This is a genomic window from Microcystis sp. LSC13-02, from assembly GCA_002282935.1.
GTDB lineage: Bacteria > Cyanobacteriota > Cyanobacteriia > Cyanobacteriales > Microcystaceae > Microcystis.
The window spans coordinates 1-22,110 of record MTBT01000335.1; the positions used below are offsets into that span (position 1 = coordinate 1).

22 protein-coding genes and 3 pseudogenes are annotated in these 22,110 nt (G+C 38.8%); 10 read left to right on the forward strand and 15 right to left on the reverse strand.

Features of this window, described 5'->3' with window-relative positions; all coding sequences use genetic code 11:
- Positions 1-80: 80 nt before the first annotated feature.
- Positions 81-197: pseudogene (locus tag BGL89_RS20815) on the reverse strand (bile acid:sodium symporter family protein); the annotation flags it as partial.
- 290 nt (positions 198-487) lie between these two features.
- On the opposite strand from BGL89_RS20815, the gene BGL89_RS20820 reads away from it, so the two are divergent.
- Both BGL89_RS20820 and BGL89_RS20825 read left to right on the forward strand, forming a co-directional pair.
- Entirely contained in the window at positions 488-961 is a 474-nt protein-coding gene (locus BGL89_RS20820; protein WP_286827427.1) for a CRR6 family NdhI maturation factor, read from the forward strand.
- Between the two features lie 94 nt (positions 962-1,055).
- Positions 1,056-2,264, forward strand: coding sequence for a 4-hydroxy-3-methylbut-2-enyl diphosphate reductase (locus BGL89_RS20825; RefSeq protein WP_286827428.1), 1,209 nt, complete (start codon positions 1,056-1,058; stop codon positions 2,262-2,264).
- A 429-nt stretch (positions 2,265-2,693) separates the two neighbouring features.
- Here BGL89_RS20825 and BGL89_RS20830 read toward each other — a convergent pair whose 3' ends face one another.
- Positions 2,694-2,879 carry a hypothetical protein gene (locus BGL89_RS20830; protein WP_002798718.1) on the reverse strand — a complete coding sequence of 62 codons (186 nt, stop codon included), beginning with the start codon at positions 2,877-2,879 and terminating at the stop codon, positions 2,694-2,696.
- Positions 2,880-2,895: 16 nt separating this feature from the next.
- Positions 2,896-3,729, reverse strand: coding sequence for a hypothetical protein (locus tag BGL89_RS20835; RefSeq protein WP_036388488.1), 834 nt, complete (start codon positions 3,727-3,729; stop codon positions 2,896-2,898).
- A 460-nt stretch (positions 3,730-4,189) separates the two neighbouring features.
- On the opposite strand from BGL89_RS20835, the gene bchL reads away from it, so the two are divergent.
- The 4 genes from bchL to BGL89_RS20855 all read left to right on the forward strand — a co-directional run bounded on the left by bchL (position 4,190) and on the right by BGL89_RS20855 (position 7,988).
- Positions 4,190-5,059, forward strand: a complete 870-nt coding sequence (gene bchL / locus BGL89_RS20840; protein ID WP_002759152.1) for a ferredoxin:protochlorophyllide reductase (ATP-dependent) iron-sulfur ATP-binding protein — start codon at positions 4,190-4,192, stop codon at positions 5,057-5,059.
- A 238-nt stretch (positions 5,060-5,297) separates the two neighbouring features.
- A complete protein-coding gene (locus BGL89_RS20845) occupies positions 5,298-5,690 on the forward strand; it encodes a DUF5331 domain-containing protein (RefSeq protein ID WP_286827429.1) in 393 nt (130 codons plus the stop codon).
- A 16-nt stretch (positions 5,691-5,706) separates the two neighbouring features.
- On the forward strand, positions 5,707-7,107 hold the full coding sequence (locus BGL89_RS20850) for a ferredoxin:protochlorophyllide reductase (ATP-dependent) subunit N (protein WP_286827430.1): 1,401 nt from the start codon (positions 5,707-5,709) through the stop codon (positions 7,105-7,107).
- Between the two features lie 77 nt (positions 7,108-7,184).
- Positions 7,185-7,988 carry a nucleoside phosphorylase gene (locus tag BGL89_RS20855; RefSeq protein ID WP_286827431.1) on the forward strand — a complete coding sequence of 268 codons (804 nt, stop codon included), beginning with the start codon at positions 7,185-7,187 and terminating at the stop codon, positions 7,986-7,988.
- On the opposite strand, the gene BGL89_RS20860 is transcribed toward BGL89_RS20855, so the two are convergent.
- Positions 7,985-8,914: a DUF1350 family protein gene (locus BGL89_RS20860; RefSeq protein WP_286827432.1), complete on the reverse strand. Its 930-nt coding sequence runs from the start codon at positions 8,912-8,914 to the stop codon at positions 7,985-7,987. The two genes, BGL89_RS20855 and BGL89_RS20860, sit on opposite strands and share 4 nt — an antisense overlap.
- Positions 8,915-9,403: 489 nt before the next feature.
- On the opposite strand from BGL89_RS20860, the gene BGL89_RS20865 reads away from it, so the two are divergent.
- Positions 9,404-9,814, forward strand: a complete 411-nt coding sequence (locus tag BGL89_RS20865; RefSeq protein WP_286827433.1) for a hypothetical protein — start codon at positions 9,404-9,406, stop codon at positions 9,812-9,814.
- 93 nt (positions 9,815-9,907) lie between these two features.
- Here BGL89_RS20865 and BGL89_RS20870 read toward each other — a convergent pair whose 3' ends face one another.
- The 9 genes from BGL89_RS20870 to BGL89_RS20910 all read right to left on the reverse strand — a co-directional run bounded on the left by BGL89_RS20870 (position 9,908) and on the right by BGL89_RS20910 (position 17,486).
- Complete coding sequence (locus BGL89_RS20870) at positions 9,908-13,636, reverse strand: CHAT domain-containing protein (protein ID WP_286827434.1); 3,729 nt, start codon at positions 13,634-13,636, stop codon at positions 9,908-9,910.
- Positions 13,623-14,972, reverse strand: coding sequence for an ATP-binding protein (locus BGL89_RS20875; protein WP_353743966.1), 1,350 nt, complete (start codon positions 14,970-14,972; stop codon positions 13,623-13,625). The genes BGL89_RS20870 and BGL89_RS20875 overlap by 14 nt, the downstream gene beginning before the upstream one ends.
- Positions 14,973-15,151: 179 nt before the next feature.
- Positions 15,152-15,421, reverse strand: a complete 270-nt coding sequence (locus BGL89_RS20880) for a hypothetical protein (protein ID WP_286827436.1) — start codon at positions 15,419-15,421, stop codon at positions 15,152-15,154.
- Positions 15,422-15,450: 29 nt separating this feature from the next.
- Positions 15,451-15,753: a hemolysin XhlA family protein gene (locus BGL89_RS20885; protein ID WP_002773297.1), complete on the reverse strand. Its 303-nt coding sequence runs from the start codon at positions 15,751-15,753 to the stop codon at positions 15,451-15,453.
- Between the two features lie 233 nt (positions 15,754-15,986).
- Positions 15,987-16,199, reverse strand: coding sequence for a type II toxin-antitoxin system HicA family toxin (locus BGL89_RS20890; protein WP_002759169.1), 213 nt, complete (start codon positions 16,197-16,199; stop codon positions 15,987-15,989).
- On the reverse strand, positions 16,192-16,398 hold the full coding sequence (locus tag BGL89_RS20895) for a type II toxin-antitoxin system HicB family antitoxin (protein ID WP_012264985.1): 207 nt from the start codon (positions 16,396-16,398) through the stop codon (positions 16,192-16,194). Before BGL89_RS20895 ends, BGL89_RS20890 begins: the two co-directional genes overlap by 8 nt.
- Positions 16,399-16,758: 360 nt before the next feature.
- A complete protein-coding gene (locus BGL89_RS20900; protein WP_286827437.1) occupies positions 16,759-16,980 on the reverse strand; it encodes a type II toxin-antitoxin system HicA family toxin in 222 nt (73 codons plus the stop codon).
- A complete protein-coding gene (locus BGL89_RS20905; protein WP_002766390.1) occupies positions 16,970-17,176 on the reverse strand; it encodes a type II toxin-antitoxin system HicB family antitoxin in 207 nt (68 codons plus the stop codon). Before BGL89_RS20905 ends, BGL89_RS20900 begins: the two co-directional genes overlap by 11 nt.
- Entirely contained in the window at positions 17,136-17,486 is a 351-nt protein-coding gene (locus tag BGL89_RS20910) for a hypothetical protein (protein ID WP_286827439.1), read from the reverse strand. The genes BGL89_RS20905 and BGL89_RS20910 overlap by 41 nt, the downstream gene beginning before the upstream one ends.
- A 166-nt stretch (positions 17,487-17,652) precedes the next feature.
- Here BGL89_RS20910 and BGL89_RS20915 point away from each other — a divergent pair, with 166 nt between their 5' ends.
- Together BGL89_RS20915 and BGL89_RS20920 are read left to right on the forward strand one after the other, a co-directional pair.
- Positions 17,653-17,913: a hypothetical protein gene (locus BGL89_RS20915; protein WP_002773298.1), complete on the forward strand. Its 261-nt coding sequence runs from the start codon at positions 17,653-17,655 to the stop codon at positions 17,911-17,913.
- A pseudogene (locus BGL89_RS20920) lies at positions 17,900-18,322 on the forward strand (type II toxin-antitoxin system VapC family toxin). Before BGL89_RS20915 ends, BGL89_RS20920 begins: the two are co-directional and overlap by 14 nt.
- A gap of 111 nt (positions 18,323-18,433) precedes the next feature.
- Here BGL89_RS20920 and BGL89_RS20925 read toward each other — a convergent pair.
- Positions 18,434-18,715, reverse strand: coding sequence for a hemolysin XhlA family protein (locus BGL89_RS20925; protein ID WP_286827440.1), 282 nt, complete (start codon positions 18,713-18,715; stop codon positions 18,434-18,436).
- A 180-nt stretch (positions 18,716-18,895) separates the two neighbouring features.
- Positions 18,896-21,418 (reverse strand): glycogen/starch/alpha-glucan phosphorylase, encoded by a 2,523-nt coding sequence (locus BGL89_RS20930; RefSeq protein WP_286827441.1) that lies wholly within the window; start codon positions 21,416-21,418, stop codon positions 18,896-18,898.
- 237 nt (positions 21,419-21,655) lie between these two features.
- Here BGL89_RS20930 and BGL89_RS20935 point away from each other — a divergent pair.
- Positions 21,656-22,110 (forward strand): annotated as a pseudogene (locus tag BGL89_RS20935) (RNA-guided endonuclease TnpB family protein); the annotation flags it as partial.

Sequence of the window (22,110 nt, forward strand, 5' to 3'; positions counted from 1 at the left end):
AGGTGCAACCCTGGAAGTTCTTAAGTGCTATATTAAAGATCAAGAAAAGCCGTCGTAAAACGACGGGGTTTTAACCCAAATTTTCGATAACGGGTGATACGCTGAAAATCGGCGAGAATTAATCCCAATCCCATGCCTAACATTAAAACGCCTAGGGCAACGGGTAAGAGGATATTAGTAAAAAAGTTGGCTTGCATGGGATAAAAGCGGAGAAGATGCGCTTATTTTCCCATAAATTGACTAATTTATTCTTGTGCATGGTTCCCGATTTTGCCGACTAAAAAACCCCGGTGTGCAAGGGAGGTTAAATTGTAGGAGAAATCCAACCTTGGGGATTTTAGTCCAGTTTCCCTCTCTCGCTCCGGAGTGAGAGAATAGTCATACTTAGTTTTTTTGTCCCGATCGAGAGTATTTTCTGAGATAGATCATTGCCGATCTGGGGATAAAAAACGGTAATTTCGCCCGATATAACCTTTTATTTGCGCCTATGACTGTCAAAATCGCTCTTAACCCCAATCAGATTCAAAATCTCGATCTATCATCTTTAGAGACTATTATTCAAGATTATCAGTCCCAATCAGCGATCGCTGAACTGGAACAAGCTCTACAATTAGAGATAGATTATCCTCGCGCGGAGGGTGATATGCGGGAATTATCGGAGATAGCGGAAGTCAGACTGTGGTTTCTGCGTTTAGATGCGGTTTATCCCTGGTTAATCTTTATTCTTGACCCAAAACATGGAGAAATCGCCCGTTATGCTGCCATGTTAGTCCCGCATCAATTCCATCGCGGGGAAGGAATTCAATATAATCCCGAAGCTTTAGAGATTTTTGTGATGCAAAAACTCTTTATTTTGTCTGATTGGCTGAAAAGTCAGCAAATTCCTGCTTTATCTCGCTTAAAATTTTTCGCTCAACAGTTTGGTTACGACATCGACGAGGAATTTCTCTCTCGTCTCTAAAAGCCTCCTGCGCTGACTAGATAAGGTATTTTTAGTATATGGCAAGCTACTGTCTAGCCCAATTTAGCACCACCAATACCCCTATCAGAGAATCATGGATACAAAATCCTTTAAACGTACCCTACAGCAGTCGGATAACTATAACCGCAAGGGATTCGGTCATAAAGAGGAAGTAATGGATGCGATGACCAATGAGTATCAAAGCGACCTGATCCAAGAAATTCGGGAAAATAATTATCGTTTACAACGGGGTGACGTGACGATCTATCTCGCTCAAGCTTTTGGGTTTTGTTGGGGGGTAGAACGCGCTGTTGCCATGGCCTACGAAACTCGTCAACATTTTCCCCTGGAACGTATCTGGATTACTAACGAAATTATTCACAATCCCTCGGTTAATCAGCGTCTGCGCTCCATGGCCGTGGGTTTTATTCCGGTCGAAAATGGCCAAAAAGACTTTAGTGTGGTGGAATCGGGGGATGTGGTGATTTTACCTGCTTTTGGGGCCAGTGTCTCGGAAATGCAAATACTTAACGATAAGGGTTGCATGATTGTGGACACCACTTGTCCCTGGGTTTCTAAGGTGTGGAATTCCGTGGAAAAGCACAAAAAAAGCGACCACACTTCGATTATTCACGGTAAATATAATCACGAAGAAACGATCGCCACTAGCTCTTTTGCTGGCACTTATCTGATCGTTTTAAATTTGGCTCAAGCTAATTATGTCGCTAATTATATTCTCCACGGTGGCGATAAAAATGAGTTCTTAGAGAAGTTTAAAAATGCACATTCCCAGGGTTTCGATCCCGATCGCGATCTAGATTATATCGGTATTGCCAATCAAACCACGATGCTGAAAAGTGAAACGGAGGAAATTGGCAAACTCTTCGAGCATACTATGTTGAGAAAGTACGGACCGATCGATTTTAAAGATCATTTCATGAGTTTTAATACTATCTGTGATGCCACTCAAGAGCGTCAAGATGCCATGTTTGAACTGGGGAAAGAACCGCTTTCTTTAATGGTGGTAATTGGGGGTTATAATTCCTCTAATACCACTCACCTACAGGAAATAGCGATCGAGCGTGCCATTCCCTCCTATCATATCGATAGTGCCGAGCGCATTCTCCCCGGTAATCGCATCGAACATAAACCTTTAGGGGACGATTTAATCATCACCGATAACTGGTTAAATGAGGGAAAAATTGCCGTCGGAGTGACTTCTGGCGCTTCCACTCCCGATAAGGTGGTAGAAGAGGTGATCGAGAAAATTTTTGCGTTCAAATCTTCTTTAGTCCCGGGTTAATTAGCCCAGGTGTGTTAGCCTTTAGCAATGGCTGCATCTCAGATCACAAATAGGAGATGCAGCCGATATTTTTATCAGTGGGATTGCTCAGAAACTAACTACCGCAATCTTGACATTGACGTTAGAACCGTTGGATTCTTCTCGTTGGGTCTATCTCACATTTGCAGAAATACCGACAATCAGCAATTATCAGTGACTTTTAAATTATTACAGATATATCAGCAGCTGTCTGTAAGCATCCCACCGAAAAACTAATGCGCTCCGGGGTTTGGGGAGTAGAACCCCCCAAAAGCTTGGATTGAGTGATAAAATCGAAAGTAAGGCCCGACTTTAGCAGAGAGTTTCCCCCTAAAAATCCCAACTTAGTAGATTTACAAAAATGAGATGCGGCCTTCTCGTTTCTGTCTGGAAGGAAGAGCCAATATTTTCCTAAAAACGGCGGGTTTTATCGATTCCGTAGATAATTCCCGTCACCACGGAAGAGAGAATTAATAACAAAATTAATCCTCCGGGTAAAAAAGATAATATTCCCATGCCGCGCAATATATAAACTAACACGGTCACTAATAGGAAACCGAAAAAAAGAGACTTTAAATAACTAGAATTTGAGCGCATTTACTTAGATTAACACTTACTCTTGAGTTAAGTTTAACTTTTCGGCAATCATTGCCAGAATTTTTTCTTCCCTTTTTCCGTTACTGATAGATTCCAGTAACCGGCAATTGAGGATAATTTTTTCCCCGTTGGATAAGGTTAAAATAATCCGTCGGTAATTAGACCCCAAAAAGCCTTTGTACTCTTCTACTTTTGCCTCAACAATTCTCTCTAGAAGATAATCACTTTCACTTCTAAAAATTAAATGTTGTCGCTTGCGGGTTAGGGTAGAGGTTCCCTGATTAAAGACATAACTCTCCCAATAGCTGACATCATAAAGTAACAATAGACCAGACAATAAGCATAACATACCCCAGAGATAATAGGGATAATTATGGTGGTGTTCTAGCAGTGCTGACAAGGTATCTAGGGGACTTTTGGCAATAATTTCCTGAGCTTGATATCTATTCACAAAACTATCAAATCGAGTTTTAAAATCACTAGCTGACTGCACATCCCGAAAATTCTCGATGTAGAGATAGTTATTTCTTCCGACCAATAAAACCGTGTTATTAACAGTTTTTTTCTGCTCAACACTGATAAAAACTTCTTGATAGACAGCCGTAGCTTTAATGTGAGTCAAAGAAAAATTTTCCCGACTAGAAACAGGAAAATTATACTCTTGGACATATTGACAATCTATCCTTTTTGTGCTTAACCTAATGCAGTTGAGATAAGCGCGCTGGAAAGAAACCACATAGGCTAAAAAGAGCAAGGGAACCCCAGCCAGAAAAAAACCCAGAAAAGGACGATATTTAGGAGCCTTATTTTCTAATAAGAGTGTAGTCAGCGTTTTTTGCTTAACTCGCATAGGAAACCCTACAGGTACTTTGTTCTCATTGTACTACAGCTTTTTTCAGCATCCTTCTCAGGATCTATTTATTTAATCTGCTGACCGGGAAAATTGTAATGATTATTCACGAAAATCTTACATCAGTCTCTAGACTGCCTCTATCTTGACCTTTTTTGTCTGGGTTTGGCACGGTAAAACCCTGTTTATCGAGTTTTTGTAAAGCTTTGGCGATTTTTTGTTTATTGTTTGTATTTAAAGTAAATGTATAAACAAAGCTGTTTTTATAAGTTTTTATGACTTCAATAAACTTTATAAGCTCTAAAAGATTATTTATCTAATTTTTAAGCTTTCAATCTCACTCTAGCTATAGCAGATAAAAATTGAGCCTCTTTCCAAGGGGTGGGGAGATGGTCAATAATGGCGATCAAAGCACTGATAAACAAACTCACCATTCAAGCGCACATTTAGGAGAACTTCCATGCCTTTAACGCTCGCAGTCTACGGAAAAGGTGGCATCGGTAAATCGACAACAAGCTGTAATATTTCGGCCGCTTTAGCCAAAAGAGGCAAAAAAGTCCTGCAAATAGGCTGTGACCCCAAGCATGATAGCACCTTCACCCTGACAGGCTTTCTTATTCCCACAATCATCGATACCCTGCAAGAAAAAGATTTTCACTACGAAGACATCTGGCCCGAAGACGTTATCTATGACGGCTACGGTGGTGTCAAATGCGTGGAAGCGGGTGGCCCCCCGGCCGGTGCTGGTTGTGGCGGTTACGTCGTCGGGGAAACGGTGAAATTATTAAAAGAATTGAACGCTTTTGATGAATTTGACGTGATTTTGTTCGATGTTTTGGGGGATGTGGTCTGTGGGGGATTTGCCGCACCCTTAAATTACGCCGATTACTGCATAATTGTCACAGATAACGGCTTTGATGCTCTTTTTGCCGCCAATCGCATCGCCGCTTCCGTCCGTGAAAAAGCGCGCACCCATCCCCTGCGACTAGCCGGATTAATTGGTAATCGCACCTCAAAACGCGATTTAATTAATAAATATGTGGATCATGTTCCCATGCCAGTGTTAGAAGTTTTACCCTTAATTGAAGATATTCGCGTCTCCAGAGTTAAAGGTCAAACTCTCTTTGAAATGGCCGACAAGGATCCGATGTTAAGTTATGTTTGTGACTATTATCTCAACATTGCCGATCAGATTTTAGCCAAACCAGAAGGAGTTATTCCCAAAGAATCTGCCGACCGGGAATTATTCACTTTATTATCGGATTTCTATCTTAATGCTGATAAACCCAAAGTTAACGCCGAGGAAGAATTAGACCTAATGATGGTTTAGATTATTTTGTAGGGTGGGTTACGCTGTCGCTAACCCACCAAAACCCACCAATAACCACCAATAAACTCTTTTTCTGGGTGGGTTACGGCGAATAATTAACTTATTAGTTAATAGCCTAACTTATCGTCGCCTAACCCACCCTACCCACGAATTTTATCGAGGACTCGATGATGATAATTTTTCCCTCTTATTGGGAATTCTAATAGAGAGAAGATTATTATTCAGCCAAGGAGACAAAATGAGCAACTTTGAGGAATTAAAAGCAACCTTACCGAGGCAATGGTTAGATTACTACCAAAATAATCAAGCTTGGATTAGGTGTTTAATGGATTCCAGAAATTGGTGGCGTAAAACTCCCGACGGTGGTAAACGTCCCAGTGCTGACATAATTATAGCGGCAGTAGCAGCTTTAGAACCTAAGTTATCAGTGTGGATGTATCCCTTTTGTCAGCTTAATTCCGATGGGGACAAACTGGTAGAAGTTTTAGGATTAAATTTTGACCCTGAGATAAAACTCAAAAAACGAGAAGAAGAAAGAGAATTAAGTAATTCTGTCTGTCCTAATGAGGATCCTGTACTGCAAAAAATCCGCCAAGAGTTACAACGAGAAAACCTCAATAAACTAAGTTAAAGGAGAACCAAAAAACATGACCGCCATTCAAGAACCGAGCGCTTTACAATTTGATTGTGAAACCGGCAACTATCACACCTTTTGTCCGATTAGCTGTGTTGCTTGGTTATACCAAAAAATCGAAGATAGTTTCTTCCTTGTTATCGGCACAAAAACCTGTGGTTACTTCCTGCAAAATGCTATGGGTGTGATGATTTTTGCCGAGCCACGTTATGCGATGGCCGAATTAGAAGAAGGGGATATTTCCGCTCAACTAAAAGACTACGAAGAACTAAAACGCCTCTGCTTACAAATTAAACGAGATAGAAACCCTAGCGTTATCGTTTTTATCGGTACTTGTACCACCGAAATAATCAAAATGGACTTGGAAGGATTAGCACCAAAACTAGAGTCAGAAATCGGTATTCCTATCGTGACAGCGCGCGCTAATGGTTTAGATTATGCCTTTACCCAAGGGGAAGATACCGTCCTCGCTTCTATGGTGCATAAATGTCCCGAAAAAGTTAAGAATGAAAACGACAAAGAAGAACGGAATGCTATCCAGAAACTCTTAACTTTTGGACGTAAAAAAGAAGAAATTAAACAGGAAGAATCGGAATATAAAGACCATCCTCCTTTAGTTTTATTTGGTTCCGTTCCTGACCCGATTGTGACTAATTTAACCCTAGAATTAAAAAAACAAGGAGTTAAAATTGATGGTTGGTTGCCGGCCAAACGCTTTACTGAATTACCGGTAATTGAAGAAGGTTATTATGTCGCTGGTGTCAATCCTTTTCTATCACGAACTGCCACCACTTTAATGCGTCGTCGTAAGTGTAAATTAATTGGCGCACCCTTTCCCATCGGTCCGGATGGAACCCGCGCTTGGATAGAAAAAATCTGTTCGGTTTTGGGAGTAGAACCGCAGGGATTAGAGGAAAGAGAGGCAAAAATTTGGGAAAGTTTAGAGGATTATCTGCAACTTGTGCGCGGTAAATCGGTCTTCTTTATGGGGGATAATTTACTAGAAATTTCCTTGGCACGTTTCCTAATTCGTTGCGGGATGACTTGTGATGAAATCGGTATTCCTTACATGGATAAACGCTACCAAGCGGCCGAATTGGCATTACTAGAGAAAACCTGTAATGATATGGGTGTTACCATCCCGAAAATTATCGAAAAACCTGATAACTACAATCAGATTCAGCGCATTTACGAGTTAAAACCCGATTTAGTGATTACAGGAATGGCCCATGCAAATCCCTTAGAAGCGCGGGGAATTAACACTAAATGGTCGGTAGAATTTACTTTTGCTCAAATTCATGGTTTCACCAATGCGCGAGATATTTTAGAGTTAGCTACTCGTCCCCTGCGTCGCAACAATAACCTCAAGGAATTGGGTTGGGACAAGTTAGTTAAAGAGTCAGCAAAAGTGTAAATTTGTTGTCAGAAGTGTACAATCCTCAGGTAAGGAATTGATTTTCCTTACCTTTTTTAAGTATTTAGTTAACTTCAATGTCCAATAACTTATCTCACCAAAAACCCTATCATCTCAACTTTAGCAGTGAGGATTTAGGCACGGCAAAACCGACTATCACCCTATTATCGGGGGAACCAGAACGCTCGCGCTATATTGCTGAAACTTATTTACAAAATGCACGTTTACTATCGGATTATCGTGGATTAAATAGTTATCTTGGCTATCTAGATAATTCTACCCCAATTCTTCTGGCTACCAGTGGCATGGGTGCGCCATCTTTGAGTATTGTGGTTAATGAATTAATACAGGTGGGAATTAAAACTATTATTCGTATTGGTACTTGTGGCGCAATTCAAAATAGAATAAAAATTGGTGATATTATTATCTCCCAAGCGGCTTTATGTAGGCAAGGTGCTGCTAATGATATTGCTCCTCTGGAATATCCCGCAGTGGCGGATCCTTTTTTGACAGTTGACCTAGTTAAATCGGCTCAATTTTTGGGAGTAAATTATCATGTAGGTATTACCGCTTCTGTGGATAGTTTTTATGAAGGACAGGAAAGAATCCTGTCTTCCGCTAACCCTTATCTTCAGCGTCATTTAGAGGGAATTACGGAAGAATATCGACGTTTAAATATTCTCAATTATGAAATGGAAGCGGGAACTTTATTTAAAATGGCGGGGGTTTATGGATTTACTGCCGCTTGTATTTGTGGTGTAATTGCCGAAAGAAGTAAAGAGGAAGGGATTAGTTTAGAAAGCAAACAACAGGCCATCGAAAAAGCGATTCAGGTAGCAATATTGACTGTTAGCAACCTCTCCCTATCCTCAATTAATTAATGTTGAGAAATCATTTTCATTAAGACTTCCTCTTTTTCCTGACTTTGGGGATAACAGGAGATAAGTTTAGCGCGTAATTCCTGAATTGATTTAATCACATTATCGGCTAATTCTTGGTCGCCATTGCGCCAGCCAAGGGGTGCTAGATGGGTGCGATTGGCTAAGGGAACTACTGGTTTTAAGAGTTGTTGACTTAGTTCTTTAATAAACCAGGCTACTGTATCTTTAGCCTGTAGATCCTTAGCAAAGGCGATAATTTCCAAGAGTCGAAATAGCTTACTATTGCTAATTAAACAACGGGTTTCCTGCACGTTTGGCTGTACATCTAAACCCAAACTCTGCACTAATTTAGCTAGGGCAGCTATGGGAATTGCACTATCTATGCCGGCAATTACAGGAGCCAGTAAAAGTGAGGGTTGATTTTTCAGAGATACGGTATGAATATCGGTATTATTCAGCGATTTTTGGATATCTTCGGCTTGATTTTTACCGACACAACCACTCAAAACCTGTTCTAGTTCTGTGTTTTCCACATCACTTAAAACCTCTAAAAGGGAGATATATTTACACCCTAAACTATGGCCCATCCAAAAATAATTAGGATTACCAGCAGTGGGATCCTCTAAGTACAAACTAAGGTTATCTTCATAGCCTAAAAACTTAGCTTCTTCATAAATAGCCTTTCTCAATCCAATCAAATCTTTGACCATTTCTATGGAAACATTCCAATGGCGAAAAGTAAAACGATAGGGAATAGCAATAATAGTATAGCCCCGTTCAAAGACTTGTTTGAGTAGATAACGATAGAACAGATTGGGAAAAGTGCCGAAGAAAGCACCACCGATAAAATAGACAACCCCAATCGGTTTAGGATTGATAGCAACCCAGTTAAATTGCAGGGGAATAAACTTAAATTCTGCTGTCATTGTTTTTCGGTATGTAATTGTTAATTTGGCGATTAGGGAAACAATCTTATAATGATTAAAAATATCGGCGGACAAAATAATTTATCGCCTTGTCTAAGTATGGTACATTAATTTGCTCAAAAAAGTGTATTTTGTTGCGAATATGTAATGATTTTTGACAAAAGTAAATTCTCACCCCAAAAAAATTCGCTTTTTCCTAGTCTTCTAAGCTAATCTTGACCGGATTAACTTGCCATTGGTAAAGTCAAAACCGTTAGCGACGAGACGATTATAAAGTTGCGGACAAGCTAAAGCGAGGGATTTTCCTCACGGCATTTGGTGGGATTAAGTAAGTAGTTATAATTAAATTGAAGATAGATTTTGCCTCTGATCCCCCCTTAATCCCCCCTTGATAAGGGGGGTGTCTGATAATTTTTAACGCCTACCTACTTAGGAGCTAATAAAGTGAGATAATGGGAAAAAATTAGTTTTGGCTTTAAGGATGGTATTATGTCAGACACAACGCAGTTAACACCGGAAAAAATTGCTCAGTACCGTGTTGAATTTGCGGACAATGAGAACGCTTTAATTGCACTTGATGTTATTGAGGAATGGGAGGGAGATTTAGCAGATGCTGCTGAATCTATTGCCACTCGTAACGGGATTGAAGGGGTAGAAGATAATGCTGATTTTCGTTGGTTTGCTATTGTTCTTAATAAATGTCGTGATTCTATTTGTCAACCGAAGTATGAAACTTTGCGAGAAAAATATTTACCCGCACTTATTCCCCCTGTAACAGATATTATCGCAGGATGTTTTATGTGTCCGCCTGGAGTAGCAGGACTTTTATCGACTCCAGTTGCTATTTATATTTCAGAGGAAGGACTGGATAAATTTTGTCAAAATTGTTCCGATTCTTAAACTCAGATATTACCCCTGATATTAAAAACCCGATTTTTAGAGGCAGAAAAAATCGGGTTTTTTGGACTTTTGGATAATGGTGCAAGACCTGAGTTAAACTCCTGTTGCGATAAATGCTGTCCAATAATAGGGATTGGCAAAGGGATAGGGTTCGCGTTTCACTGCCGCTTCTAATAAGTCTTGGAATTTTCTTCTATCCCGTTTACTCTCAAAGACTCGATCGAGTAATTGCTGGAATTTTTGACTATTTTTTGTTTGGGCTAATTTTTGACTATTCAATGTTCTTAACCAGGTTTGAGTATGATTTAAAACAATAGCAATACTTCCTTCATCTCGGATAGAAATTCGTTTAAGATCGTGATAAAATTTAGCCATAAATAAGGTTGTTGCTAGGGGATCTACTGTCCAAAGGGTGCTAACGACACTAGAACTTCCTGCAAATAGAAAACCACTGGGTAAACCCACATATTCATCACTAATACTATCGGCTTTACTTTCTATTATACCACTTTCACAAGCAGAAAAAGTAACTAAGCGGCATTCCCTTAAATCAAGTTTTTTAAAGACTTCTGCTAGAGTAAGGTTAGCTAATTTTCCTAAGTTACCTTCTGGATCTGCTAACATTAAAGCTGAGTCTCTAGGGGATTTATTATCAAATTTTCCATGACAGGAAAAGTGAATACAATGGGACGCTTGTAATTCTTGACGACGGTTTACTAGGGTTTGTTCTGATGCTTCTACTTCACCAATAATAATGGTTTTTTCAGTAGCAAATCCTTGACTAATTCTCTCGATTTCTAGATTTGCACCTAAGAGAGTTTTTAGGTCTTTTCTGGTGGGATTTTTAATAGCAAAAAGACGAGTAAAGTTTTCTCGCTGTGATAATTTTACCAGTTTTAAAAGTTGGCAACTGGGAACGTATCCTACACCTTTAGTAAAGCGTTGATAGAGAAATTGTCCATTTTTTAGGGGTAAACAATGAAGGGGAATAATATGTAAAAACCAATGGGGAATTAGGATGAGACGATCGCAGGATTTAGGAATCAGTTCTAAAAGTTCATCAATGTGGAGAATTTCTGACAGTTGATTTAAACAAGAATTAAGATTTTTAATCCACTCGGTTTTATTATTTTCATAAGCATCACGATAATCTTTAATAAAATCAATCAATTTTCCTCGATCTTCTGCTGAAGATTGCCAAACTTTAACCCCTTTTACCTCACTATTCCCCCCTTTTGAAGGGGGGTTAGGGGGGATCAAACCTTTTGAAGGGGGGTTAGGGGGGATCAAACCTTTTGAAGCAGGATTAGGGGGGATCAAACCCTCATTAGTAACAATAAACGCCATAATACTATCCCCTGAAATATACCATTCTAAGATGGCAGTATCTTGATCAATTAAGGATTGAATCTCACTTAGAGGAATGCTTTCAACCTTTTGAGTTAAGATAAAAGTGGGGGCTATGGGAGTTATTTCACGGTCAATGAATTGATTTAATTCTTGTTTTAAATGATTGAGGTGAGTATAGTCATTTAAGATGGGTTGTTTTTGTTCATCTAGGGTTAAAGTTACTCCCCTATTGCGGGTTTGTTCTTGGATGGCTAACCGTTGTTCTTCTCCAATAATGGCACGACGGAGGCGATCTAATTCCGTAATAATAGTTGGGGGGATATTACCTTTAGGATAGATATCTCGGTCGGTAAGCAGTTGGACTAGATAGCGGGTTTTGCTGCGTTCAACGTATTCTAAGGCGCAATCTGGTTGATTGAGGTTGAGATAGGATTTAACAATGCCATGATAAACATCCATTGCATCGGAGAGGATTTCTTGTTGTCGTTGGGGGTTTAATGCTTCTAGTAGGGTTATTTCTGACGCTTCGATGGCTAAGTTGTAGCCTTTGATGGCGGTTTCCCAGTCTTCGATCAGGTTAGCAGTATCTCCTAAGTTTCGTCCTGTTTGTAAGCAATCTATGGGGAAAGCAGTCGGGGTTCTTACTTCTAAAGACAGGTTATAAGATGCGATCGCCATCTCTAGATTATCTGCCCTTTCCCCTCTGATGCGATCACTATAAGCAGTCCCCAAATTATTTTGTGTCGTTGCCCATTCATAAGGAAAGCTATCACGGGTATATACTTCTAATGACAGGTTATAAGCAACAATAGCTAACTCTAAATTTTCTACCCTTTCCCCTCTGATACGATTACTATAAGCATTGCCCAGATTATTTTGTGTCATTGCCCATTCAGAACGAAAGCTATCACGGGTATATACTTCTAATGACAGGTTATAAGCAACAATAGCTAACTCTAAATTTTCTGCCCTTTCCCCTCTGATGCGCTTATTATAAGCAGTCCCCAAATTATTTTGTGTTCCTGCCCATTCATAAGGAAAGCTATCACAGGTATATACTTCTAATGACAGGTTATAAGCAACAATAGCTAACTCTAAATTTTCTGCCTTTTCCCCTCTGATACGATCTAGATAAGCGTTTCCCAAATTATTTTGTGACCTTGCCCAATCTTCAGGAAAAGCTTCACGGGTATATACTTCTAAAGACAGGTGATAAGCCGCAATAGCTAACTCTAGATTATCAGCCCTTTCCCCTCTGATGCGTTGACTATAAGCATTACCCAGGTTATTTTGTACGCTTGCCCATTCAGAAGGAAAGGCATCACGGGTATATACTTCTAAAGACAGGTTATAAGCAACAATAGCTAACTCTAGATTATCTGCCCTTTCCCCTCTGATGCGATTACTATAAGCAGTCCCCAGATTATTTTGTGTCATTGCCCATTCATAAGGAAAGCTATCACGGGTATATACTTCTAAAGCAGAATTAAAACAAGAGATCGCCCTTTCTAAATTATCAGCTTTACTGCCTTGATTCTTGTCAAGATAAACGTTACCTAAACTATTTTCAATTTTAGCCCATTTTTGAGAAAACTTTTGCTCAGAATAAACATTCAAAACCTGTTGATAAATTGTTTCTGCTTCCTCATATTTCTTTGCTTTCTTATATACATAACCCAAGGTCTCAAGAGTGGCTACTTTTGTCGGTTCTAATGATGTTATTTGATTACTTAAATTCCAAGCTTCTAGCAAAGATTCTTCCGCTTTTTGTAACTCTCCTCTACGGTAATAAGCAACCCCTAATTGCTGTAAAGTTGTTATCATCATAGATATATTTTTCTCTGCTGAATACTCTGCAAATAATCGAGTTAATAGATCAATTCTTGCTTGAGTTTCTGATACTCCATCTCGTTCAAGAACCCGAGCAAAATTCACAAATTGACGATCAATATTTTTTTCTTCTGGTAGAGATTCAAACTTAAAAATACCTGATTTCCAAGCCCAAAAATCAGGGGCAAATCTAGCAAATCTAGTAATAGTATCTTTGGGTAAACAAAATAATATAGGATAAGGAACATCATAAGTAAAAGCGTCTCTAACAAAATTGAGATTTTGTAAAATAGGGGGATAATCCTTAAATCCGATAGAATTTTCTAATCCTTTGATAATTAACACTTGCTTTTTATCTTCTAAAGGGGGATTTTTAGATAAATAGTTTAAAATTTCATCTAATAAAAAACGCACCTGAGAATCATCTATATTTAAAACAATAAATTGTATATTTTGACATTGAGAATTATTCATTAAACTCTCAACTATCCAGTTAGCTTCCTCATTGCGGTTAACTTCAATAAAGCCAATAGTTAATCCTTCGGCAAAATCAATAAAAGTTAGTAACTCAGCTAATCTCTGCTGATTTTTTACTAAAAATAAACGATGATTAGAAATAGAGAAAGATTTAGTTTCTAACATTTTTTAATACCTTTTTAAAAGCTTGAATAGATTCAACAACTGGATTGATATAGTTCCATCTATCATTACCATTATATTCTAAAGCAGAAGTATTAAATAACATAAGTTGTCCAATTTGATTGTTATTAATTTCCTTGTTTAAATAGACATTTACTAAATGAGTATAATGCTCATCAGGAATGACTCTTTCAAAATCAAATTGTACTTGTTTAATGGCAGTTTGTACGTCTTCACTATCAATTTTAGAGCAGCCTTTTGCATTTGCTGAAGTAATAGCAGTTCTCATCATTTGCATTAGTTGTCTAACATGACCGCCACTAGCTTTAGCTAAACTTAATAAATCATCGTAATTAGCAAAAACATCCTGAACATTAACCCTAACTTCAATTAATTTAGCAACAGCTTTTAAGGCTTCTTCTTGATAGTCTAAATTGGGCTTATTTCTTTGTAAATTGTAGATATTGATCATCGGGACAATATTAGAGTTCTCGAAAAAATTATTGACTTTTTTAGCTGAATAGATTGTAGAAATTGGCACAGTATAAATAATATTGCATCCCAAGGCTTGTAACTGTGCTGCATAATCGAAAAATAAATGATCGCCTACTTCTGGTGTTACTCGATCTAAATTGTCGAATATTACTAAAAATCCTTGATATTGAGGGAATTTTTGCTGTAATTTTCTGAACCCATCATCTAGTAAAAAATTTACATCAGCTTGTAAGCGAGAAATATCTTGTTCTAAGGTTTGACGAATTGTTTTTTTACGTTTATCAGATCCTTTAATTTGTGCTAATAATTTCACTAATAATTTAGCTACAAAAGGAATAGGAAAGGGAGAGGAACTAACATCTAAAGTTCCCGACATACTCACAGACTTCTCAACGGTTTCCTCTGTTTCTTCTGTGATATCTTTAAACCAAGCTTCAAAATTACCCAGAAGTTCATCATCAAACTTAATTCCTCGTTGTCTAAGTTCATATTCAATTTGCTTAATTAATACTAAATATAAGTCTATGTAACGCGCATCTTCAATGTCAATTTCCCGATCAGCTTCTAAATAAATAATAAAATATTTTTCTTGCCATCTTTCCTGAATTCGCCTTAATTCTGTGCTTTTTCCACAGCCACGATGACCTGTAAATAAAATTGTTGTAAATTTTTCAGGTTCTTGAAATTCAAGAATTGTATCAACTTGACCTATAGCTTTGGTATTGCGAACTTTTGATAAATCAACATAATATCGTTTCATAGCTTCACCCCTTAGAGGATCAAGATTACAAACTCGGTAAGCTTCTTTGAGATTTTTGGCAAGATTAGTTTGGGTCATAGTCATTGAACAATATTATCTGAATAATCATAATTAATTATATTATAGCTTTTCAAAAAATACAATCTCCCTAAATCCAGTATCAAGGCGAACGCATCTTATTTTTGAAAGGTAGGCTGGATAAGGGTTTTCGAGATCATGGTTGATTTTTTCTGAAACGCTGAAAGTCTTATTAGATAAGGAATCTAGAATTTAGATGCGTTTGCCCTAAATCCAGTATTGACCAGTCGAAGGGTGAGATATTGCCCCAACTGTTGCGCCATATTCCGTAACCAAGCAACAGGATTATTATTTCCTTGTTCTTCTAACCCTGTTGCATAGTTTTCCATCACCTGCAAAAAATCGGGATCAATCAATTCCTGATTTGCTTGCAGAATATTGGGTTCCTCACCATCGGCACAAGTGAGCAACTTTTCAATTAAATTAATATAAGCTTGGGTGCGTTGTTCATCCATTGTTTTGATTGTGATTGTTATAATTATATTTATGATTGAGGAGGAAAAGGAATAATAATGTAGCGGATGACTGTTCCTAGTAAAGCCGTTCCCAAAATTCCGATTAACGTCCAAATCTGTGCCTTTTGAGAGCCTTTCAATTCTTTGGTATCTTCTTTTACACTTTCAATATCTTTTTCCAAACTATCGATTTTTTCCTCCAATCTAGCTTGTCCAACTTCTAAATTAGTGAGGCGATTATTCATTATTTCTAACTTTTGTTCCAGTCTGTCAAATCTTTGGTCAAACTTAGTGAGATATTCTTTAAGGTCTTGTTCAATAGTAACTGACATCTGATGATTCTCCTAATAATGATGCTTGTCAATATTATTGTATATCTTAATCATTAGCACAAGTGAGCAACTGTTCAATTAAATTAATATAAGCTTGGGCGCGTTGTTCATTCATTGTCTGTACTGTGATTGATGTGATTGTGTGATAGACTGTGATTTTTTTTAGAGGCCGACTCGATGATATTTAGATAAGCTTGGGTGCGTTTTTCGTCCATAACCTTAATCCGATGCTTTTACAAAAGTTTTTTAAATTCTTCAATAGACATTCCGGCACCTTTAATAATTGTTCCCATTGTATAAGCATTAATTGGATTAGCTCTGGGAATTGTTAAGATATGCTCTCCATCAGTCATTGTAATATGTTTACCCTGTCGAACAATCCTAAATCCTGCTTTTTCAAAGGCTTTAATGGCTCGTTGATGATTAATTCCGGGAAGACTAGGCATGATTTAATTCAACTTCCACATAACAAGATTCTACACCTTGATTCAATTCCTCAGCAACTTCTAAATAAGACACAATAGCATCTTGAATATTATTGAGAGCTTCTTCTTTTGTCGTACCTTGAGAAGCACAGCCGGGTAAACCAGGACACCAAACAGCATATCCTTCTTCTGTTTGCTTAAGACTGACTTTATACTGCATATTTTTATAATAATAATCGTTGTCAGTTATTATAGCACGGCCATCATTAATCTCTGCTTCTGCTTGTAATACTTCTAATAAAAACCCCTGATATTCCTCTATAGTTCTCGCTTGAGAGTTGAGATATTCCCTCAACTGTTGCGCCATATTCCGTAATAAAGCAACAGGATTATTATTTCCTTGTTCTTCTAACCCTGTTCCATAGTTTTCCATCACCTGCAAAAATTGGTGGTCAATCAATTCCTGATTAGCTTGCAGAATATTATTCAGTTCCTCATCATCAGTACAAGCGAGCAACTGTTCAATTAAATTAACATAAGCTTAGGCGCGTTGTTCATTCATAAAATTGTCTATTTCTAGTTATAAACTATCAAATTCATCAACCCCTAATCCCGCTTGCCTTAAAATACTGCCAATTGTACCGATTGTTACCTCCTTATAACAGGGAACAATCGTTGTCCTTTTTCCTCCAGGAGTATCCTTGGCAAACTTAACATGACTCCCCTTTTGACTAACAACTTCAAACCCTGCCGCTTCCAACTTGCGTTTAATTTCACGATAAGATAAAGGCTTAAGCGGCATTGATTTCTACCTCTATCTTCTGTAATTGGGGAATAACTGTCGCACAAGGCGGTTCAAAATGTAATTCTAAAGCCTCTTGCAGATTGTTTAACGCCTCGGTTTCCGTTTCCCCTTGACTAGCAACATCAACCTCTAAACATTGGGCAACAAACCAATTATCTTCTTGAAAAATTCTCGCTGTAAATACCTGTCTCATTTTCACTTTCCTGATTGAGCTTTCCATGATTATATGTCAGGCTAGAATGACAGTCAATTAAATAATCATATAGATCATGCTTTAGACTTCTACATAACAAGATTCTATACCTTATATCCCGTAACCAAGCAACAGGATTATTATTTCCTTGTTCTTCTAACCCTGTTCCATAGTTTTCCATCACCTGCAAAAATTCGGGATCAATCAATTCCTGATTTGCTTGCAGAATCTTATTGAGTTCCTCACCATCAGTACAAGCGAGCAACTGTTGAATTAAATTAACATAAGCTTGGGCGCGTTGTTCATTCATTGTCTGTACTGTGATTGATGTGATTGTGTGATGGAATATAATTTTTTCGAGAGAGCGACCCTATGATATAATATAATAAACTCCCATGATTGTCAAAAACAACCCAATTATAGTCGATCATTCAATTATTCTAATCATAGTTTAGACATTATTAAGGACAAAGACTATGGACATCACCATTCATCTTAGCCAAGAACAAAGGGAAAAACTCGCCTACATCCAACAACATAGCGATCAGGATATAACTACCCTACTCAATCAAGTTATTGAGCAACAATATACCAAACTATACCCGCGTAACTCAGAGCCTCTTAAAGTGCTAAAAGAAAGCGGTTTTATTGGGTGTGGACAAGGTTCGCCCGATCTTTCTACTAACTATAAAACCATCCTGAAGGAAGAATGGTCAGCCAAACATGATTATAGTTGATACAGGCTTCTGGTTGGCTCTTGCCAATGAGCAAGATAATCATCATCAGCAAGCACAGCTTGTAATTCAAAGATTGCGAGAACCCCTAATAACAACCTGGTGTGTTTTCACCGAAACTTGTTACCTTTTGCTAACTCGTCTCGGTAATCATGCTCAACTGCTATTTATCCAAAATTTCTTAGCGGGTGGTTTTGAAGTATTTGAATTATAATCAAATCATGTTAGACGAATGCAACAACTCATGGAACGTTATGAAGATATACCAATGTATCTAGCTGATGCTTCATTAGTAGTATTAGCTGAAAACTTAGGACACGGGAGAATTTTAACATCAGATCGCCGCGATTTTTCAATCTATCGCTGGCAGGATAACAATACTTTTCAAAATTTATTCTTAGAATATCCTTAATACTTGGGAATCAAATGAATATGATTTTTGTGATTGTGGGATTGTCTAAAAACAATCTAATTATAGTCGATCATTCAATCACTCTCAATCATAGTTTAGACGGTATTGCAATTAAGGATTACCCGAAATAACAAACCTACCCACTGCCACTAAAAACCCTCCTACCGCCGTAATTAAAATACCAATTAATGTCCAAATTTGAGCCTGTTGTGAACTTTTAATCGCCTTAACATCTTGCTTCAGATTATCAATTTCCACCTTTAATACCTGTCTTTCCCCCTTAGCTTCTGTTAACTCAATTTTGATGTCTGTAACATCTTTTTGTAAATTCTCTAATTTGTGATTAATTTGAGCTAAAATTTCCCCTAGGTTTTGTTCAATTATCACTGACATTTCTATTTTTACTCATAATAAAAAAGCTCCCCGAATCATTCCCCCTAAAACTCAAAAGTATTGACCCAGTTTTTGGATAGCAAAAAATAATAAATTTCATCCTTTTCACAAAGCATTTTTGGGGCCACGGTTCCAAAATTCGGGCTAGTCAAAGACTAAACCCGAACTTGACCGAGTTTTTTAATCCTCTAAACTAATCTTGACCGGATTAACTTTCCAAATCTCTTGACAATATTCCCAGATTGTGCGATCGCTAGAGAATTTTGCCATACGAACCGAGTTAAGAATCGACATCCGCGTCCACTTGTCCCGATCGCGATAAGCTTCACTTACCTGTTCCTGACAATCAGCATAGGATTGATAATCAGCTAAAAGCATATACTGGTCATCGTAGAGGAGAGAATCAACGATCGGCCTGAATAATTCCGTGTCACCATGGCTAAAATAACCACTCTTAATTCGATCGATCACTCCCTTCAATTCGCGATTATTTTTGTAATAGCTCATCGGTTCATAACCGTGTGCCTTCTTAGCATAAACTTCTTCTGCTGTCAAGCCAAAAAGGAAGAAATTTTCTGCCCCTGCTTCCTCGCGAATTTCGATATTAGCGCCGTCCAGAGTCCCAATGGTGAGGGAGCCATTCATAGCGAACTTCATATTACCAGTTCCGGAAGCTTCCTTACCCGCCGTAGAAATCTGTTCGGAAAGATCCGCTGCTGGATAGATGCGTTGACCCAAAGAAACGTTAAAGTTAGGCAGGAAAACCAATTTTAAACGACCTCTGACATCAGGATCCTTATTAACAATTTCAGCTACAGCATTAGTTAACTTAATAATTAACTTCGCCACAAAGTAACCGGGAGCTGCCTTACCACCAAAGATAAAAGTGCGCGGCACGATATCGATCTGAGGGTTCTGTTTAATGCGATTATAAAGGGCGATAATGTGCAGAACTGCCAGATGTTGGCGTTTGTATTCGTGAATCCGTTTTACCTGCACATCGAAAATCGAATTAACATCCACCTCGATATTGCGGGTTTTCAGCATATAAGCCGCTAAATCGGCCTTATTCGCCTGTTTAATTTCATACCAACGCTGACGGAATGCGGGATCATCAAGGTATTGTTCCAGTTTTCGCAATTCCTTCAGGTCTTTTAACCAATCATCGCCGATTTTTTCGGTAAATAGTGCCGATAATTGGGGATTGCTCAATAAAATCCACCGGCGCGGGGTGACACCATTGGTTTTATTGTAGAATTTTTCCGGCCAGAGCATGGCAAACTCTTTCAGGGTGTCTTTTTGCAGTAACTCCGTGTGTAAAGCGGCAACTCCGTTAATCGAGTGACTACCCACACAGGCTAAATTAGCCATGCGAATTTGTTTATTACCCCAACCAGCTTCTTCAACTATCGACAATTTGCCCAATAATTCCTCGTTATCGGGAAACCAAGTCCGCACATCATCGAGGAAAAAGTGATTGATCAGGTAGATAATTTCTAGATGTCGGGGTAGCAGTTTACCGAGTAAATCCGCCGACCAACGTTCTAGGGCTTCCGGCAATAGGGTATGATTGGTATAAGCGAAGGTTTTTTGGGTAATTGTCCAAGCTTTTGACCATTCTAAGCCGTTTTCATCCACTAACAAACGCATTAACTCAGCGATCGCAATGGCGGGGTGAGTATCGTTCAGTTGAATAGCGGCGGTTTCGTGGAAGTTTTGCAGATTTTTGTGGCTTTTTAGGTGAATGCGAATTAAATCTTGCAGGGAAGCGGCCACAAAAAAGTATTGTTGGGCGAGACGTAATTCGCGACCGGCGGGGGTGTTATCGTTGGGATAAAGGACTTTAGAAATGGTTTCCGCGTCCATTTTTTCAGCCACGGATTGATCGTATAACCCAGCGTTAAAAGCCTCAAAATTAAACGATTCACTCGCTTCTGCTTTCCAGAGACGCAAAGCGTTAACCGTGTTGGTTTTGTAACCCGGGACGGGGGTATCGTGGGGAATGGCTAAAACCCGACGTTCCGGCAGCCATTGTACTCGTTCTTGTCCCTTATCATCGTGATAGATTTCCGTCCGGCCACCCAGTTTTACTTCCACACTTTCATCGGGACGAGGTAATTCCCAAGGATTGCCGAAGCGTAGCCAGTTATCGGGGATTTCCACCTGCCAACCGTCTTGGATGATTTGATGGAAAATGCCAAATTCGTAGCGGATACCGTAACCGATGGCGGGAATTTCTAGGGAAGCGAGGGAATCGAGGAAACAAGCTGCTAAACGCCCTAAACCGCCGTTTCCGAGGCCGGGATCTGGTTCCTGTTCGATAATTTCCTCAAAATCAAGACCTAATTCCTCGATCATCTCTTTGATTAGGTCATAAATACCCAAATTAGCGAGATTATTGCCTAAATAACGCCCCATGAGGAATTCGGCCGAGAAATAGCAGACGAGTTTAACTTTTTCTTGTTTGTAGGTGTCGGTGGATTTCAGAAAACGACGCAGGAGGCGATCGCGAACGGTGTAGGCAAGGGCGACATAGTAATTGTAGGGACTAGCATTGGTGCGGTTAACCCCTTGCAAATAAAACAGATTGTCCAGAAAAGCCCGTTTTAGGGTTTCGGGACTCATGCCCGTGCGATCGTCTTCAATTAGGGTGGGGCATTGAAGTGCTTCACGCCCATCAGCTAGGGTAGAGGTTGTCTCCATGGGTTTTTGTTGTCCATATATTCGGGAGTTGATCGCCGCTCAGAATCTGATGACGATATCCCTTATAGTTTACCTAAAATGTCGGATGAATACCCCCGCTACATTTTTCGACAAGATACTCACCTTTGCGGGGGATGAAATCCGACCAGAATATCAACCGCGGAGCATCGGTTTAATTCCACCATCTGTGTGTAAACTGTATTATACTTAACCTAGCCAAGGGTCGAGGATTGTTAGATGCTAGTCGTAGAAGCAAAGCTAAAAAACGGAACACCAGAGCAAAACTTCTCAGTTTGTGCGTAACTCTTGTGTTCATTATTGGCTAGACAATCAAGGGACAACCCGCAATGATCTCCAAAAACTTTGTGCTGTACTAGCTAACAATAAAGATACACCTTGGGTTAATAAATTAAACTCTCAAGCACGTCAATCGGCTGCTGATAGAGCCGGGCAATCAATTAATCGGTTTTACCATAATTGTCGTGCCAAGATACCGGGTAAAAAAGGGTTTCCTCGGTTCAAAAAGCATAGCCGTTCCGTTGAGTATAAACTAACAGGCTATAAGCTATCTGATGATAGACGTAAAATCAGATTTACTGATGGTTTTAAAGCAGGAGAATTTGATTTATGGTGTAGTCAAAAGACATTAGTTTATTATTCAGAGCAACAGATTAAACGGGTAAGAGTTGTTA

Bases quoted from the DNA above. Each gene is read 5' to 3' on its own strand.
- BGL89_RS20820 (WP_286827427.1), top strand. From the start codon at position 488: ATGACTGTCAAAATCGCTCTTAACCCCAATCAGATTCAAAATCTCGAT.
- BGL89_RS20825 (WP_286827428.1), top strand. From the start codon at position 1,056: ATGGATACAAAATCCTTTAAACGTACCCTACAGCAGTCGGATAACTAT.
- BGL89_RS20830 (WP_002798718.1), bottom strand. From the start codon at position 2,879: ATGCGCTCAAATTCTAGTTATTTAAAGTCTCTTTTTTTCGGTTTCCTA.
- BGL89_RS20835 (WP_036388488.1), bottom strand. From the start codon at position 3,729: ATGCGAGTTAAGCAAAAAACGCTGACTACACTCTTATTAGAAAATAAG.
- bchL (WP_002759152.1), top strand. From the start codon at position 4,190: ATGCCTTTAACGCTCGCAGTCTACGGAAAAGGTGGCATCGGTAAATCG.
- BGL89_RS20845 (WP_286827429.1), top strand. From the start codon at position 5,298: ATGAGCAACTTTGAGGAATTAAAAGCAACCTTACCGAGGCAATGGTTA.
- BGL89_RS20850 (WP_286827430.1), top strand. From the start codon at position 5,707: ATGACCGCCATTCAAGAACCGAGCGCTTTACAATTTGATTGTGAAACC.
- BGL89_RS20855 (WP_286827431.1), top strand. From the start codon at position 7,185: ATGTCCAATAACTTATCTCACCAAAAACCCTATCATCTCAACTTTAGC.
- BGL89_RS20860 (WP_286827432.1), bottom strand. From the start codon at position 8,914: ATGACAGCAGAATTTAAGTTTATTCCCCTGCAATTTAACTGGGTTGCT.
- BGL89_RS20865 (WP_286827433.1), top strand. From the start codon at position 9,404: ATGTCAGACACAACGCAGTTAACACCGGAAAAAATTGCTCAGTACCGT.
- BGL89_RS20870 (WP_286827434.1), bottom strand. From the start codon at position 13,636: ATGTTAGAAACTAAATCTTTCTCTATTTCTAATCATCGTTTATTTTTA.
- BGL89_RS20875 (WP_353743966.1), bottom strand. From the start codon at position 14,972: ATGACTATGACCCAAACTAATCTTGCCAAAAATCTCAAAGAAGCTTAC.
- BGL89_RS20880 (WP_286827436.1), bottom strand. From the start codon at position 15,421: ATGGATGAACAACGCACCCAAGCTTATATTAATTTAATTGAAAAGTTG.
- BGL89_RS20885 (WP_002773297.1), bottom strand. From the start codon at position 15,753: ATGTCAGTTACTATTGAACAAGACCTTAAAGAATATCTCACTAAGTTT.
- BGL89_RS20890 (WP_002759169.1), bottom strand. From the start codon at position 16,199: ATGCCTAGTCTTCCCGGAATTAATCATCAACGAGCCATTAAAGCCTTT.
- BGL89_RS20895 (WP_012264985.1), bottom strand. From the start codon at position 16,398: ATGCAGTATAAAGTCAGTCTTAAGCAAACAGAAGAAGGATATGCTGTT.
- BGL89_RS20900 (WP_286827437.1), bottom strand. From the start codon at position 16,980: ATGCCGCTTAAGCCTTTATCTTATCGTGAAATTAAACGCAAGTTGGAA.
- BGL89_RS20905 (WP_002766390.1), bottom strand. From the start codon at position 17,176: ATGAGACAGGTATTTACAGCGAGAATTTTTCAAGAAGATAATTGGTTT.
- BGL89_RS20910 (WP_286827439.1), bottom strand. From the start codon at position 17,486: ATGAATGAACAACGCGCCCAAGCTTATGTTAATTTAATTCAACAGTTG.
- BGL89_RS20915 (WP_002773298.1), top strand. From the start codon at position 17,653: ATGGACATCACCATTCATCTTAGCCAAGAACAAAGGGAAAAACTCGCC.
- BGL89_RS20925 (WP_286827440.1), bottom strand. From the start codon at position 18,715: ATGTCAGTGATAATTGAACAAAACCTAGGGGAAATTTTAGCTCAAATT.
- BGL89_RS20930 (WP_286827441.1), bottom strand. From the start codon at position 21,418: ATGGAGACAACCTCTACCCTAGCTGATGGGCGTGAAGCACTTCAATGC.